The organism is Proteus sp. CA142267 (genome assembly GCF_003336825.1).
Lineage (GTDB): Bacteria > Pseudomonadota > Gammaproteobacteria > Enterobacterales > Enterobacteriaceae > Proteus > Proteus terrae.
In genome coordinates, this window is record NZ_QPMG01000010.1 from 70,111 (window position 1) to 85,590 (window position 15,480).

General features: G+C 39.4%; 9 protein-coding genes. All 9 read left to right on the forward strand.

Annotated features, from left to right (window positions below; translation table 11 throughout):
• Nucleotides 1-24: 24 nt before the first annotated feature.
• The 9 genes from C0T34_RS15185 (at nt 25) to C0T34_RS15220 (ending at nt 15,317) form a co-directional block, all read left to right on the forward strand.
• Nucleotides 25-2,727 (forward strand): hypothetical protein, encoded by a 2,703-nt coding sequence (locus C0T34_RS15185; RefSeq protein WP_109850413.1) that lies wholly within the window; start codon nt 25-27, stop codon nt 2,725-2,727.
• Between the two features lie 55 nt (nt 2,728-2,782).
• The gene (locus C0T34_RS15190; protein ID WP_109850414.1) at nt 2,783-7,114 is read left to right on the forward strand and encodes a SpvB/TcaC N-terminal domain-containing protein; all 4,332 of its coding nucleotides are present in this window, start codon (nt 2,783-2,785) and stop codon (nt 7,112-7,114) included.
• Nucleotides 7,115-7,175: 61 nt separating this feature from the next.
• Nucleotides 7,176-7,493, forward strand: a complete 318-nt coding sequence (locus C0T34_RS15195) for a phage holin family protein (protein ID WP_088494501.1) — start codon at nt 7,176-7,178, stop codon at nt 7,491-7,493.
• Nucleotides 7,490-7,879 carry a M15 family metallopeptidase gene (locus C0T34_RS15200; protein ID WP_098941830.1) on the forward strand — a complete coding sequence of 130 codons (390 nt, stop codon included), beginning with the start codon at nt 7,490-7,492 and terminating at the stop codon, nt 7,877-7,879. Before C0T34_RS15195 ends, C0T34_RS15200 begins: the two co-directional genes overlap by 4 nt.
• Nucleotides 7,876-8,232, forward strand: coding sequence for a DUF2570 domain-containing protein (locus tag C0T34_RS15205; RefSeq protein ID WP_066748856.1), 357 nt, complete (start codon nt 7,876-7,878; stop codon nt 8,230-8,232). The genes C0T34_RS15200 and C0T34_RS15205 overlap by 4 nt, the downstream gene beginning before the upstream one ends.
• A gap of 91 nt (nt 8,233-8,323) precedes the next feature.
• On the forward strand, nt 8,324-8,455 hold the full coding sequence (locus tag C0T34_RS18415; protein WP_257216053.1) for a hypothetical protein: 132 nt from the start codon (nt 8,324-8,326) through the stop codon (nt 8,453-8,455).
• Nucleotides 8,456-8,459: 4 nt separating this feature from the next.
• Nucleotides 8,460-11,321: an RHS repeat-associated core domain-containing protein gene (locus C0T34_RS15210; protein WP_109850415.1), complete on the forward strand. Its 2,862-nt coding sequence runs from the start codon at nt 8,460-8,462 to the stop codon at nt 11,319-11,321.
• Between the two features lie 184 nt (nt 11,322-11,505).
• A complete protein-coding gene (locus tag C0T34_RS15215; protein ID WP_109850416.1) occupies nt 11,506-14,361 on the forward strand; it encodes an RHS repeat-associated core domain-containing protein in 2,856 nt (951 codons plus the stop codon).
• Nucleotides 14,362-14,705: 344 nt separating this feature from the next.
• Complete coding sequence (locus tag C0T34_RS15220) at nt 14,706-15,317, forward strand: lytic polysaccharide monooxygenase (protein WP_098941833.1); 612 nt, start codon at nt 14,706-14,708, stop codon at nt 15,315-15,317.
• Nucleotides 15,318-15,480: the final 163 nt, after the last annotated feature.

The window sequence follows — 15,480 nt, forward strand, 5'->3', positions numbered from 1 at the left end:
AAAATTATCTATAGTGCTGACGAAATGGTTAATGATATTAAGATAACATTATCTTCTAGCCAGGATAATAAAGTCACCTATTCTCTCGAACAATGGTCTAACGCTAATACTTCTTTAGTTGAGGGTAGTAATAGCTTCAATAGTAAAAATAAAGAGCTTAAGCTTGATGTTCCTCAGAATGCATTTAATGACAATGGTGAGTTAATATTAACTGCGAATGTAACAGCGGTTAATAAGAACCAAAAAATTATTGCTAAAAGCCTATGTTACTTTAAAGTCAGTGAATTAGAACATATAAATGAGAGTATTATTAGTTTAAAAACAAATCAAAAGCATGCCCAATATATGTCAATGACAGTGGCAAATGAACCTTTGTTAGTGCGTTTAAATACATTATTTGCACGTCAATTAGTCAAACGTGCGAATAACGGAATTGATGCTATTTTAACGCTAAACTCTCAGAGACTGCCTGAACCCGCTCTGGAAAAAGGCGCTGATGTACCGATGGATTTTAATGGTGCGAATGCTCTCTACTTTTGGGAACTGTTCTATTACACCCCGATGATGTTAGCAAATGTGATGCTAGAAGGGCAAAATTACGACGAAGCTAGTCGTTGGCTACGTTATGTGTTTAGTCCAAATGGTTATATTGATAACAATACTCATACTCATCGTGTTTGGAATTCACAGCCATTATTAGCGGATACAGCTTGGGATCATGATCAACTGGATTCAACTGATCCTGATGCTGTGGCACAAGCTGATCCAATGCACTATAAATTGGCTACATTTATGAAGTGCCTTGATATTCTTGTGGCACGAGGTGACAGTGCTTATCGTCAACTTGAGCGTGACACACTAAATGAAGCTAAAATGTGGTATGTACAAGCGCTGAAATTATTAGGAAATGAGACAGAACTATTAGAGGACGATGTGTGGTCAGCACCGACATTAATTGATGCAGCAACCATAACACATCAAGCAAAACCTTCTGTTAATGATGAGAAAAAAGAAACAACATTATCACGCACAGCAAATACCTTAACTTCGCTTTTTTTACCACAAATTAATGAGAAGTTAGCGCAGTATCGAGACACGTTAAAATCGCGTTTATTTAATTTGCGTCACAACTTATCGATTGATGGGCAATCGCTGTCATTACCAATGTATGCAACACCAGCAGATCCTAAGGCATTGCAAATCACCGCAGTTAATCAATCGCAAGAGAATGGTGTATTGCCGAAAGCGATGATACCGGTTCAGCGTTTCCCTGTGATATTAAATAGCGCAAAATCAGTCGTCAGTCAGTTAATACAGTTTGGTAGTTCGCTTTCTAGCATCACTGAGCGTCAAGATGTGGAAGCGTTGTCAGAATTACTAGCAACGCAGGGTAATGAAATTACTCTCCAAAATATCAAGTATCAGCAGAAAACGATTGAAGAGTTTGCTTATAACGAAAATTCATTACAGGATTTACGGAAAGGTGCCCAAACCCGCTATGATTATTATAGCAAATTATATAACGAAAACATTAGTGCGAAAGAAACAAGAGCACTAGCACTTCGCGTTATGGGCATGGGATTTACGACAATAAGTCAACCATTTTATGTGGGCGCGGGTATAGCGGTTTTAGCACCAAATACGTTCGGTATGGCAGTGGGGGGATCAAATTATGGTGGGCTACTTAATGCAGTAGGTACTGGATTCCTTAGCGCTGGTAGCATATCTAATATGGCGTCAGACATTTTAAGTCAATCTGAAGTGTACCGTCGTCGTCGTGAAGAGTGGAAACTATTACGTGATACAGCACAATCAGAATTAACACAATTTGATGCACAAATTAAAGCATTGGGTGTGCGTAAAGAAGCAGCTAATTTGCAATTAGGACTTCTGATGCAACAGCAAGTGGATATGCAAGCACATTTAACGTTCTTACAAAATAAATTTACCAATAAAGCTCTGTATAGCTGGTTACGCAGTAAATTGATGGCGATTTATAAGCCATTCTACGACTTAACTGCCTCCCGTTGCCGTATGGCGGAATCGGCTTATCAGTATGATTTAGGTGAAACACAAACCTTTATTCGCCCAGGGGCATGGCAAGGTAATTATTCCGGTTTGATGGCGGGTGAAAGCTTAATGCATAACCTGACTCAAATGGAAAACAGCTACCTTGAAAAAGATAAACGTGTTTTGGAAATCACCAAGATTGTTTCGTTGGAAGACGTGTACCAAGGTTTAGGCACTAATAAGTTTGGTTTTGAACAAGTCGCTGATGTGATTAATAAATCGAAAACCCAGCTAGGTACGGCAGAAAATGGTATTACGCTGAAAAACGGTCAATTACAGGCTTCGATTAAGCTCTCTGATTTAGCTATCGACAAAGATTATCCTGCAGATTTAGGTCAATTACGTCGCGTTAAACAAATTAGTGTGACATTACCTGCGTTAACAGGCACGTATCAGAATATTCGTGCGGTGTTGAGTTATGGCGGTAGTGCGGTGAAACCACGAGGTTGTAGTGCGATTGCGATTTCTCATGGCATGAATGACAGTGGTCAGTTCCAACTGAACTTTAATGATGAGCGTTATCTGCCATTTGAAGGTTTACCTGTGAATGATAGCAGTACACTGACTTTAAGCTTCCCTGATGCGACAGATAAGCAAAAAGAGATGTTACTGACACTGAACGACATCATTCTCCACATTAATTACACCATTCGCTAATTACCCAAATCTTAATTAATTACAGGCTCCTTAGGGAGCCTGTCAGGAGTTCTACATGCAAAATTCAGAGAAATTGACCTTTGATGCGCCAAACTTACCAAAAGGTGGTGGGGCTGTCACAGGATTAACGGGCAACATAGGTGCTGTTGGCCCTGATGGTGCAGCCACTTTTAGCTTGACGTTGCCCATTAGCCAAGGTCGTGGTTATGCCCCTTCTTTAAGTCTAAGTTATCAAAATCAAGCCGGTAATGGCGCTTTTGGCTTTGGCTGGTCTGTGGGTGTGATGTCGATTCGTCGTCGTACTTCAAAAGGCGTGCCTACTTATACTCAACAAGATGAATTTGTTGGGCCTGAAGGTGAAGTGATTGTGCCAATTATCAATAAGAAAGGCGAAATTGAAACGGCACAACGTAATGAGTTACTTGGCATAAAACTCGCTCATCAATATCAAGTGACAACTTATCGTTCACGTATTGAAAAAAGTTTTAGTCGTTTTGAATATTGGTCATTAAATGAGGCTAATGCTTCAGCCAATACACCAAAACAATTTTGGGTGATGTTGAGTGCAAATGGTGAGGTTCACTTATTCGGTTATGAAACCACAGCACAGATCGTGGATAGCCAAAACAGTGCACATATTGCGCAATGGGATCTCAATGCTTCGGTTTCAGCGATGGGGGAGCAAATTGAATATCACTATCGCGCTGAAGATGAACAAGGTTGTGATAAACAAGAAATTCAATCCCATAAAAATGCTAATACACAGCGTTATTTAGAGAAAGTGTATTACGGTAACCCTGTGGGAGAGCGTGCTTTTTCATGTACGAAAACGGATAATACCTTACCGAAAAATGCCTTGTTTACTTTGGTCTTTGATTACGGTGAGCGTGATAGTGCATTAGCCACCTATCCACAATGGCAAAGTAATTCCGCATGGGCACTGCGTAAAGACTGTTTTTCTCTTTTCCATTACGGTTTTGAAGTTCGTACTCGTCGTTTATGTCGCCAAGTACTGATGTATCACCGCCTTGAAAGTTTAGAAAAACAAACAGTATTGGCAGAAACCCCTGAATTAGTCGCTCGATTAACGCTCACTTACGATGAGTCCGCATCAGGTAGTGTTTTAGTCTCAGCACAAAAATCCGCGTTTAACAACAATAAAAATGCGCAGTCGTTAGTGACATTGCCACCGGTTAAATTTGATTGGCAAATGGTGGGGGCGACTAAACAAGCCCAGTGGCAATCACTGGATGAGCTTGCTTCTTTTACACCACAACAGCCTTATCAATATGTTGATTTATTAGGCGAAGGATTGGCTGGCGTGTTGTATCAAGATCGTGGTGCTTGGTGGTATCGCGCCCCCGTCAGAAAAGAAGATAAACAAAATCCGAATGCCATAACATGGGATAAAGCAAAAAAGCTTCCTGTTATTCCGTCATTGCGGAATTCAGCCATGCTGACCGACGTGACGGGTAATGGAAAACTGGAATGGTTAGTTACCCAAGGTGATGTGAATGGTTATTACACCCAAGATGAAACCAACGCAGAAAATTGGCTAAATTTTGTGCCACTTGATGCACTGCCAGTAGAATATTTTCATTCTAGAGCGGAAATTACCTCATTAACAGGTAGTGGTTTTGCTGATTTAGCTTTAATTGGTCCTCGCAGTATTCGTCTTTATGCGGGCTCTGCGCAAGGCTGGAAAAAAAGCAAAGATATCATGCAGGCTGATGGCGTGACGTTGCCGATTAAAAACGTTAATCGACGTACCTTAGTGGCTTTTAGTGACGTATTGGGTTCAGGTCAACAACACCTAATTAAAGTGGATTACCAAGGCGTAACCTGTTGGGTGCATTTAGGTGAGGGGAGATTTAGTACTCCGATGACGATCCCTGGTTTTTCTGCGGATCGTCTGAAATTTAATCCTAATCAATTCTATTTAGCAGACTTAGATGGTAGTGGTACGACTGATATTATTTATGCTCAATCTACTCATTTAGAGGTGTATTTTAACCAAAGTGGTAATCAATTTGTGCGTGGTGATGATATCGCATTACCTAAAGGTGTGCGCTTTGATAACCAATGCCAACTGCAAGTGGCGGATATCCAAGGTCTTGGTGTCGCTAGTATTTTACTGACAAAAGCTTATCCAACACCGCAACATTGGGTGCTTTCGTTACAAAATAAAAAGCCGTGGTTATTAACGTCCATTAATAACAATATGGGGCTTATTCAGAATTTGCATTACCGTAGTTCAGCGCAATATTGGTTAGATGAAAAATCAACTCGTCAACAGCAAAATAAAGCTAAAGCGGTTAGCCACTTACCTTTCGCACTACATACGTTGTGGAAAATTGAAACCATTGATGAAATCACGCAAAGTCTTTTAACGCAAACTTACAACTATCGTCATGGTGTCTGGGATGGTGAAGAAAATGAGTTTCGTGGTTTTGGCTGTGTAGAAGCCACCAATGCTGAGTCTTTTAAAAGTGAAGAAAATACCACGGATAAAACGCCAAGTGCATTAACGCGCCAGTGGTTTTTAACGGGAAAATCCTTAGTTGATAACCAGTTTTTTAATGAGTTTTGGCAAGGCGACAGTGTGGCGTTTTCTCACTTCTCACCACGCTTTACCCAAGGCGATGGAAGTTCAGAAAAAGCGTGTGATAACACAGTGCATCAAGAACACGCCTATTGGCTTGAGCGTGGACTGCAAGGCCAATTGCTGAGAAAAGAGGTCTATGGATTAGACAATACCGTTGTATCTGATGTGCCTTATGTCGTTACGGAACAACGGCCACAAGTGCGTTTAATTGAAGCGCAAGGGCGCTCACCAGTGGTGATGCCTTCTGTAGTCGAAAGCCGTGACTATCATTATGAGCGTATTGCTTCTGATCCTGCTTGTCATCAACACATTATCTTAGAGCAAGACGATTATGGTTTTGTATCTAAAGCCGTTTCGATTAACTATCCAAGACGCGCTAAGAGGGCGAAAAACCCTTATCAGCACTACGAAAGCCTACCCGAGACGTTATGGGCATCCAGTTATGATGAGCAACAACACACTCTGCGTTTAGGTTTGTCGCGTCAAACTTGTCATCATCTTGTTCATCCTGAAAAACAGGTTTATCAGCTCGCGATCATCAACGCCAGTCGCCAAGATAGTTGGACATTCGGTGCGGAAAAGCAGCCGAAAGAAGGCCTGAATGTCGAAGCATTATTAGCGAGCAATAATTTGCTCACACAAAAATCAGCTTCAGTCTTTGTAGGGCAACAACAGCTTGCTTATCTGGATGTGAGTGGTAATGCAACATTAGCAGAACCCGATTTCCCTGTGCGTTTAGCTGACAGTGAAATCGCGGAATTAGATGAAGAAACCGCAAAAGTTATTTCACAACCTTATCCAGATTTAAAACTGGATGAAGTGATGAAAAATGCAGGTTATCAGCAAAAAGACTATTTATTCGCTGATGAAACAGAAAAAAGCAAAAAATTGTGGGTAAAACCGTTATTAGGCGTTAAAGCCTATGGTTCATTAGCCCAGTTCTATAAGCCACTGGTGTATAAAAAAACAGAGCTTTCTTGTGATTATAACTTACTGTGGGATAAGCAATTCTGTGTATTAATGGGTAAAGGATCTCCTTTAAATACACAAGATTTTCATCTTACTTATGATTGGCGCTTTTTATCACCTAATTCAATAACAGATGAAAACAAAAATCTTCGTCAAGTGACCTTTGATGGTTTTGGTCGTGTAACGACAACCCGTTTTTCAGGGACTGAAAAAGGTCAGGAAAGTGGTTATAGCCATAAAGCCTTTACGATGCCAAATACTGTCGATGAGGCTTTGGTACTGACATCAACTCTGCCTATTGCTACGGGTTTTGTTTATGTCACGGACAGTTGGATGTCTTCATCGTCAAAACTGCCTCCACACGCTCTGCAAATTATGACTGACCGTTATGACAGCGACTCACAACAGCAAATTCGCCAGCAAATCGCCTTTAGCGATGGTTTTGGACGCCTATTACAAACCTCTATCAGAGTTGAAGCGGGTGAGTCCTTTGTGCGCAGTGAAAAAGGGGAATTAGTGGTGGACTGTGTACAGCAAGCACAGCAAAAAAGTACCACAACACGTTGGGCAATTTCAGGTGAAACTGAATATGACAACAAAGGGAATGTAAAGCGCGTTTACCAGCCTTATTTCCTGAATGATTGGCGTTATGTTTCGGAAAGTTCATCTCAGCCTAATCGCGTTGCGGATACCCATTATTACGATGCATTAGGTCGTTTATATCAAGTGATTACTGCAAAACAATATCGCCGCCATACGATGATGACGCCGTGGTTTGTGGCTCAGGAAGATGAAAATGACACCTTAGTGTAGGTTATTTATTACGCGGATTAATGGGGAACACCATTTATCCGCTCTATTTAGGAATTTTATTATGCTGGTAGCAATCCCATCTGAAAGCGATGCGCTGGCTTGGATGATTATCGGTGGATTTTCAGCCTGGGGAGGTATCGTGAGGTATTTAATGGAAATTAGGCAAAAACAAATTAGGTGGTCTTGGTGTGGCATTGGTAGCCAAATTGTGATTTCAGTATTCACAGGATTATTAGGGGGATTATTGAGTTTTGAAAGTGGTGCAAGTCGCTATATGTCTTACATGATTGCAGGGCTTTTTGGCTCAATGGGAAGTACCACATTGATTTGGCTATGGAATCGTATTTTTGGCATGAACAACCTTAAGGAGCCTAAATGAATACGTATACATTAAGTCAACGTAGTCAAAACAACTTAAAAGGTGTGCATCAAGATTTAGTGCAAGTGGTTCATCAGGCGCTGACATTGAGTGAATATGATTTTGTGGTCATCGAAGGGCTACGCTCATTCGCGCGCCAAAAAGTGCTAATGAAAGAAGGCAAAAGCAAAACACTCAATAGCCGTCATTTAACGGGTCATGCTGTAGATATTGTACCGTTAGTGAATGGCTCGATCCCTTGGCACGATTGGTCTGCGTTTGAATCTGTATCAAAAGCGATGAAACAAGCAGCACATCAATTGGGTGTTTCAATGAATTGGGGCGGTGATTGGGTATCGTTTCGTGATGGCCCTCATTATGAGCTGTCTAGAGAGGTATATTCATGAGTCTAACCTGGCTTCTACGCTGGGGATTAAAAGGAGGCGTGTTGTTAGTCATTCTGACCACGCTTCTGGTGATCCGCTATCAGCACAACCAAATTAATCGACTTTCAGAACAAAATAGTCAGCTTGAATATCAACAACGTACATTGCAATCACAATTAATGCAATGGCACGAGCAAGCGGAAAAAATCTCTGAAACGCTCACTCATCAACAAAAGGAGCAACACTATTTAGAGGAAGAAAATCATGCAATACGCCAAGAATTACGGCTACTTCTGGCTCAAACGCCTTGTGCTAATGAGTCTGTGCCTGACGCTGTTATCCAGTTGCAGCAAAACACCCTTAACCGTCGTTAAAGCACCCGAAAAATTTGTACCAACACACTTATTACAGCCCTGTTCAGCACCGTTTTTTAATGTGCAAGTATGGGGAGATTATCCTGATTATGTGGCACGTTTAATGTTGGTATTAGAAAAATGTAATACCGATAAAAAAGCGGTGGCAGAAATATTGGCAACAAAAAATCAGCTTGGTACTCATGAGTTAGATCATAAAAGAAAGCAAATTAAGGAATTATAGAAATATGTCAAATCAACAATTACATACAAGAACGCCAACGGTGGTGGTTCATGATAATCGAGGATCAACAATCCGTGAAATTAGCTATTGCCGTCATCCTGATACGGTTAGCCAAACCGATGAGCGTATTACGCGTCACCATTATCATGTTCGCGGTTATTTAGAACGCAGTATTGATGCAAGATTGTATGAAGCACAACAAACAGACTCAGCAATTCAATCGAATATTCAACAAACGGTGAGTTTAGGTGGCGCGATTGCTGTATCTCAAGGGATTGATAATGGTACAAGCTTTAGTCTTAATGATATTGAGGGTACCGTTTCACAACAGATTAATGCAAAAGGAACAGTCACAGCTTATGAATACAGTGATAAACAGTTTGAGCGTTATTTAGAACAAGTCAAAGAAGGAAAATTAGGGAATTCAGACACGAAGGTTATTCAAAAATTTAAATGGGGACAAGGAAACGCGAGTGAGTTAATCGATACCAATCAAGTGGGAAAATGTATTGAACACTTTGATACGGCAGGTAAAAAAACGTATAGCAATTATTCTCTCTTGGGGCATGTTATTGCAGAAACACAACAATTGCATATGGGCAGTGTTATTGACTGGAATTCAAATAATAATGAAGAAGCGAGTATTGAGCGAGCTGAAAAATTTACCACTCAATATACTTATGATGCGATAGGGGCTGTATTAGAAGAAACCGATGCAAAGGGGAATAAACGCCGTATTGCCTATGATATTGCAGGCTTTGTTAAGCAATCTTGGTTGACCTTAAAAGGGCAATCAGAACAAGTGATTTTACGGTCACTCTCTTATAGTGCGACAGGGCAAAAACTGCGTGAAGAGCAGGGTAATGGCTTAGTCACCACTTATGAATATGAGCCTGAAACGCAACGTTTACTGCATGTCAAAACAGTGCGTCCACAAAACCATGTTTTGGGTGCGAAGATTATGCAAGATCTGCGTTATGAGTACGATCCTGTCGGCAATATTATTTGTCTGAAAAATGATGCTGAAGCCACTCGCTACTGGCGTAATCAGAAAATCGTGCCTGAAAATCGTTATATCTATGACTCTCTGTATCAATTAGTGAGTGCAACAGGTCGTGAATCGGCCAATCAAAAAACACCTGCTTCAATGCAATCTCAAACCATTACCACGATGGTCAAAGATGCACAAAGTTATACCAATTACACGCGGTTATACACTTATGACAGAGGCGGTAATTTAACGCAAATCCGTCATAACTCTTCTATTGCGCAACAAAGTTTTACTCAAGATATTACCGTTTCAAATAAAAACAATCGCACCTTATTAAAGTCACAATGTTCTGATCCGAAGCAAGTCGATAGCTATTTTGATGAGAGCGGTAATTTAACCCAGCTTCTTAATGGTGATGCCATTATTTGGGATAGCCGTAATCATTTGAAAGCCACAAAAGAGATAATGGAAAGTGGACATTTGTCTGAGGGCGAAACTTATCAATATAACAGTGCGAGCCAACGTATGACGAAAATACGCGGGCGTAAAGCTGTTGGCGGTGATTTAGAAAGAGTCACTACGCTCTATTTACCGAATATTGAACAATGGGACGTGAGTACAAATTCTGTGACAGAGAAATATGCCGTTGTACAAATTCAAGCAGGCACGAGTGCCAAAGTCAGAGCATTATGTTGGGAGATGGGTACACCGAAAGGGATTGAAAATAATTCACTGCGTTATAGCTATGATGACGGTATTGGCAACAGTGGATTAGAAACCGACGGTAAAGGGCAATTAGTCAGTTATGAAGAGTATTACCCTTATGGGGGCACCGCCATTTGGTCTAGCGAAAATGTGGTAGAAGCAGATTACAAAACCATTCGTTATTCCGGTAAAGAAAAAGATTCTACGGGGATGTATTACTATGGTTATCGTTATTATCAACCGTGGATTGGTCGTTGGTTAAGTGCAGACCCCGCAGGTACGATTGATGGGCTAAATTTATATCGCATGGTGCGCAATAATCCTGTGACATTACATGATCCAGATGGGCGGGCACCGACTCCTGCAACAACAAGTGAGCATTTTATCAATCGACTACCGACTTCATTTCATAAAATAAAAACAAATAATTGGGCGAGGGAGGTTATTAATCAGGCTGAGGTTTGGAATCAAGAAGATTCACTCGACTTTAAAAGAGAAACTCACTATGCAGTCAGTAAGTTAGGCCGGCATTTTTCGCTCTATTCAACCCCTGATTATCCATCAAAACAACTCATTGTTACTGCCCATGGTGGTTTTAACTTAAACAGTGGAGCGGTTCCAATACCCGATGGAATGACATTAGAATTCTTAAATCCACACAGAACTTTTTTATTGGATCCGGGGATTGATAATGTCGCAATAGAAAAGAGTCTTACGTTATTTTCCATTTCAAATCATCATATGGAGTTACATAATCAATTCGCGATTGAAGAAATGGAATTATTGGGAATAAGGACAGTGACAGGCGAGTATAATAATATGAATTCTAAAGTAGCAGAAGAAGATAATAATGGGAGAATTAATATTACAAATTATAGATTAACCACATATGAGACCGATACACCCGATAAAATAGGTAATGCGTTGGCTGCCAATCGAGCGATTACGCAAACAATTCAAGATCAAACAGTAAGAACGGATATTGTCACAGTAAGTGATACGATCACTTCTGATGGGCTTTCTTTTCCTTCAGTTACGACAATGGGAAGACTTTTCAATGACTTAAGGGTAAATGATATTAAATATGACAATATTGTCTGCTCATTTTGTCGTTCCAAAGATGACAGGCCCAATATGGACTATGATCCTATTCGACAGATACGTGAATAACCTTATTGTAACGCTCTTAATAATGTTTAGAGGCTAGACGATAAGTGCGGTTAAATTAATCATGAGGAATTTAGTTTAGAAATAAATTAATAATAAATCTTCATGACCCAATATATTTAACCGCCATTAATCACTAACGAAATATTTATTATCTATAAAAAGAAAATTGAAAGGAATTAAAAATATGTTAAATAAACAATTACACACAAGAACGCCAACGGTAGTAGTTCTTGATAATCGAGGATCAACAATCCGTGAAATTAGCTATTGCCGTCATCCTGATACGGTTAGCCAAACCGATGAGCGTATTACGCGTCACCATTATCATGTTCGCGGTTATTTAGAACGCAGTATTGATGCAAGATTGTATGAAGCACAACAAACAGACTCAGCAATTCAATCGAATATTCAACAAACGGTGAGTTTAGGTGGCGCGATTGCTGTATCTCAAGGGATTGATAATGGTACAAGCTTTAGTCTTAATGATATTGAGGGTACCGTTTCACAACAGATTAATGCAAAAGGTACGGTGACAACGTATGAATATTCTGAGCCCAGCGTTGAGCGATATTTAGAGCAAGTCAAAGAAGGAAAATTAGGGAATTCAGACACGAAGGTTATTCAAAAATTTAAATGGGGACAAGGAAACGCGAGTGAGTTAATCGATACCAATCAAGTGGGAAAATGTATTGAACACTTTGATACGGCAGGTAAAAAAACGTATAGCAATTATTCTCTCTTGGGGCATGTTATTGCAGAAACACAGCAATTGCATATGGGCAGTGTTATTGACTGGAATTCAAATAATAATGAAGAAGCGAGTATTGAGCGAGCTGAAAAATTTACCACTCAATATACTTATGATGCGACAGGGGGTGTATTAGAAGAAACCGATGCAAAAGGGAATAAACGCCGTATTGCCTATGATATTGCAGGCTTTGTTAAGCAATCTTGGTTGACCTTAAAAGGACAATCAGAACAAGTGATTTTACGGTCACTCTCTTATAGTGCGGCAGGGCAAAAACTGCGTGAAGAGCAGGGAAATGGCTTAGTCACCACTTATGAATATGAGCCTGAAACGCAACGTTTACTGCATGTCAAAACAGTGCGTCCACAAAACCATGTTTTGGGTGCGAAGATCATGCAAGATCTGCGTTATGAGTACGATCCTGTTGGCAATATTATTTGTCTGAAAAATGATGCTGAAGCCACTCGCTACTGGCGTAATCAGAAAATCGTGCCTGAAAATCGTTATATCTATGACTCTCTGTATCAATTAGTGAGTGCAACAGGTCGTGAATCGGCCAATCAAAAAACACCTGCTTCAATGCAATCTCAAACCATTACCACGATGGTCAAAGATGCACAAAGTTATACCAATTACACGCGTTTATACATTTATGACAGAGGCGGTAATTTAACGCAAATCCGTCATAACTCCGCTATTGCGCAACAAAGTTTTACTCAAGATATTACCGTTTCAAATAAAAACAATCGCGCCTTATTAAAGTCACAATGTTCTGATCCGAAGCAAGTTGATAGCTATTTTGATGAGAGCGGTAATTTAACCCAGCTTCTTAATGGTGATGCCATTATTTGGGATAGCCGTAATCATTTGAAAGCCACAAAAGAGATAATGGAAAGTGGACATTTGTCTGAGGGCGAAACTTATCAATATAACAGTGCGAGCCAACGTATGACGAAAATACGCGGGCGTAAAACTGCTAACGGTCATTTAGAAAGAGTCACTACGCTCTATTTACCGAATATTGAACAATGGGAAGTGAATAACAATCCTGCTACAGAAAAATATGATGTGGTTCATATTCAAGCAGGCACGAGTGCCAAAGTCAGAGCATTATGTTGGGAGATGGGTACACCGAAAGGGATTGAAAATAATTCACTGCGTTATAGCTATGATGACGGTATTGGCAACAGTGGATTAGAAACCGACGGTAAAGGGCAATTAGTCAGTTATGAAGAGTATTACCCTTATGGTGGCACCGCCATTTGGTCTAGCGAAAATGCAGTAGAGGCTGATTACAAAACCATTCGTTATTCAGGTAAAGAAAAAGACGCTACGGGTATGTATTACTACGGTTATCGTTATTATCAACCGTGGATTGGTCGTTGGTTAAGTGCAGACCCAGCCGGTACGGTGGATGGACTAAATTTATACCGAATGGTGCGTAATAACCCAGTGACATTGCATGATCCGGATGGAAGAAATCCTAGCTTTACGCCTGAAGGAAGAAAAGATGAAGTATTACAAAAAATGACACCTAAACAGCTGAATGATGCTTATTATCAGGATGTTATGATAAATTTAGATAATGAATTGGCCGAAGGCAGTACTTTAGCGAAAAAAATGGCTGGCAAATACGTGGAGGCTATAAAAGATTATACCGCAGGGGATAGTAATAAAATAAATGCCTATTTGCGAGAGAATGGACCGCATGCCAACGATTTGTCGAGAAAGATAACAAAAAAAATAAATAATCTTGAAAAAGCTTTAAATAAGATGCCAAAAATAGAGGGGGATTTTCTTCGTGCAGTGCCTGACTCTGGAATTAGCAGTAAACTAGCTTCGGGAGTATTGAAAATTGGGGATAGGTTAGGTGATCCAGCTTACTTATCCACGACGAGTAGTGTCAGTGCTCTCAAGACGCAACAGTTTTATCAGATGCACAAACAGGTCATTATTTATGATATTCATTCTGCTATGGGAACACGTTTACAGTTCAGGCCATTTACATCAGTGAGCATGCCACAGCGTGAAGTACTGTTACCAAAAAATGGACAATACGAAATCATAAATTTTACATCTTTCAGTGGTGATAATCACAGAGGAAAGGAACAATATATTACCTATATAAGACTGAAACATGTTCCCCATAATAGCGAAATTACTACATATGGGATGAGTGATGGAGAAATAAATAAAACCAGTAATAGCTTGGCTTCATTAACTCATTCAGATGGTTTAACCAGGGGGAGTCGTTTTCTTCGGAGATTGAGTTGCATCACTAAGACCCATTAATACACAAATTATGTATTGTTAGGGTACACCGAAAACAGGCAACCCAGAGAGACAGCATTTCTGTTTTATTTGGGTTGTTTTTATTTTATATTGATGATTTTATTTCTTTTAATAAAATATAAAAAAGTAATAAAAATAATTTAATTTATTATTTTTGTTATTGATAGTCATTTAATAAATATTAAATTACCGTGTTAGTTCCATTTTAATATTAAATTAAATAGCGATATCACTCACAAATATAAATAAATCAATATTTAATTATCTTTTTTTGACTAGTATATATTGTGATTGATGCAATCATTATATTTAAAAATACTTATTAATAATTATGAGGCTTTATTATGAAGAAAAATAAACTTATGGTATTCACTGCAACATTATTATTATCATCAGCGGGTTTTATTTCAACAGCGTCAGCTGATGTGACGTTAAAACATGGCTATATTGATGTCCCTCCCAGTAGAGCTTTTCTTTGTTCAGCAAAAGGAGGCAAGTTAAATGAGGATTGTGGTCCAATACAGTATGAACCTCAATCAATTGAAGGGAAAAAAGGATTTCCTAATGGCGGGCCTGCTGATGGTCAAATTGCCAGTGGTGGAAAAGACGCTTTTTCTGCTTTAAATGAACAAAGTGCTGATCGCTGGCATAAAGTAGCAATGAAAAGTGGAGAAAATACCTTTAAATGGACATTAACCGCTAAACACAGTACAGCTTCATGGCAATTCTTTATTACCAAACCAGAGTGGGATGTAAATAAACCACTGACTCGTGCTGCTTTTGATTTAACACCATTTTGTCAACAAGATGATAATGGGAAAATACCAACAGAAACCGTAAAATTAAACTGTAATATACCAGAGCGTTCAGGTTATCAGGTTATTTTAGGTGTTTGGAATATTGCAGATACAGGCAATGCATTTTATCAAGTCATTGATGCTGACTTTAAAAAATAATCAATTTAACGTAATAGAAGAAATTATTTAATATTAATAATGGCATTGTACTCAATCTTGTTTATTTTTAAATTATAAATAGATCATAAATCCGAATTCTAAATTTGGAACAGTGCTAATGTCTTTTATTAAATAAAAAACATGACTATTTATTATCGTTATT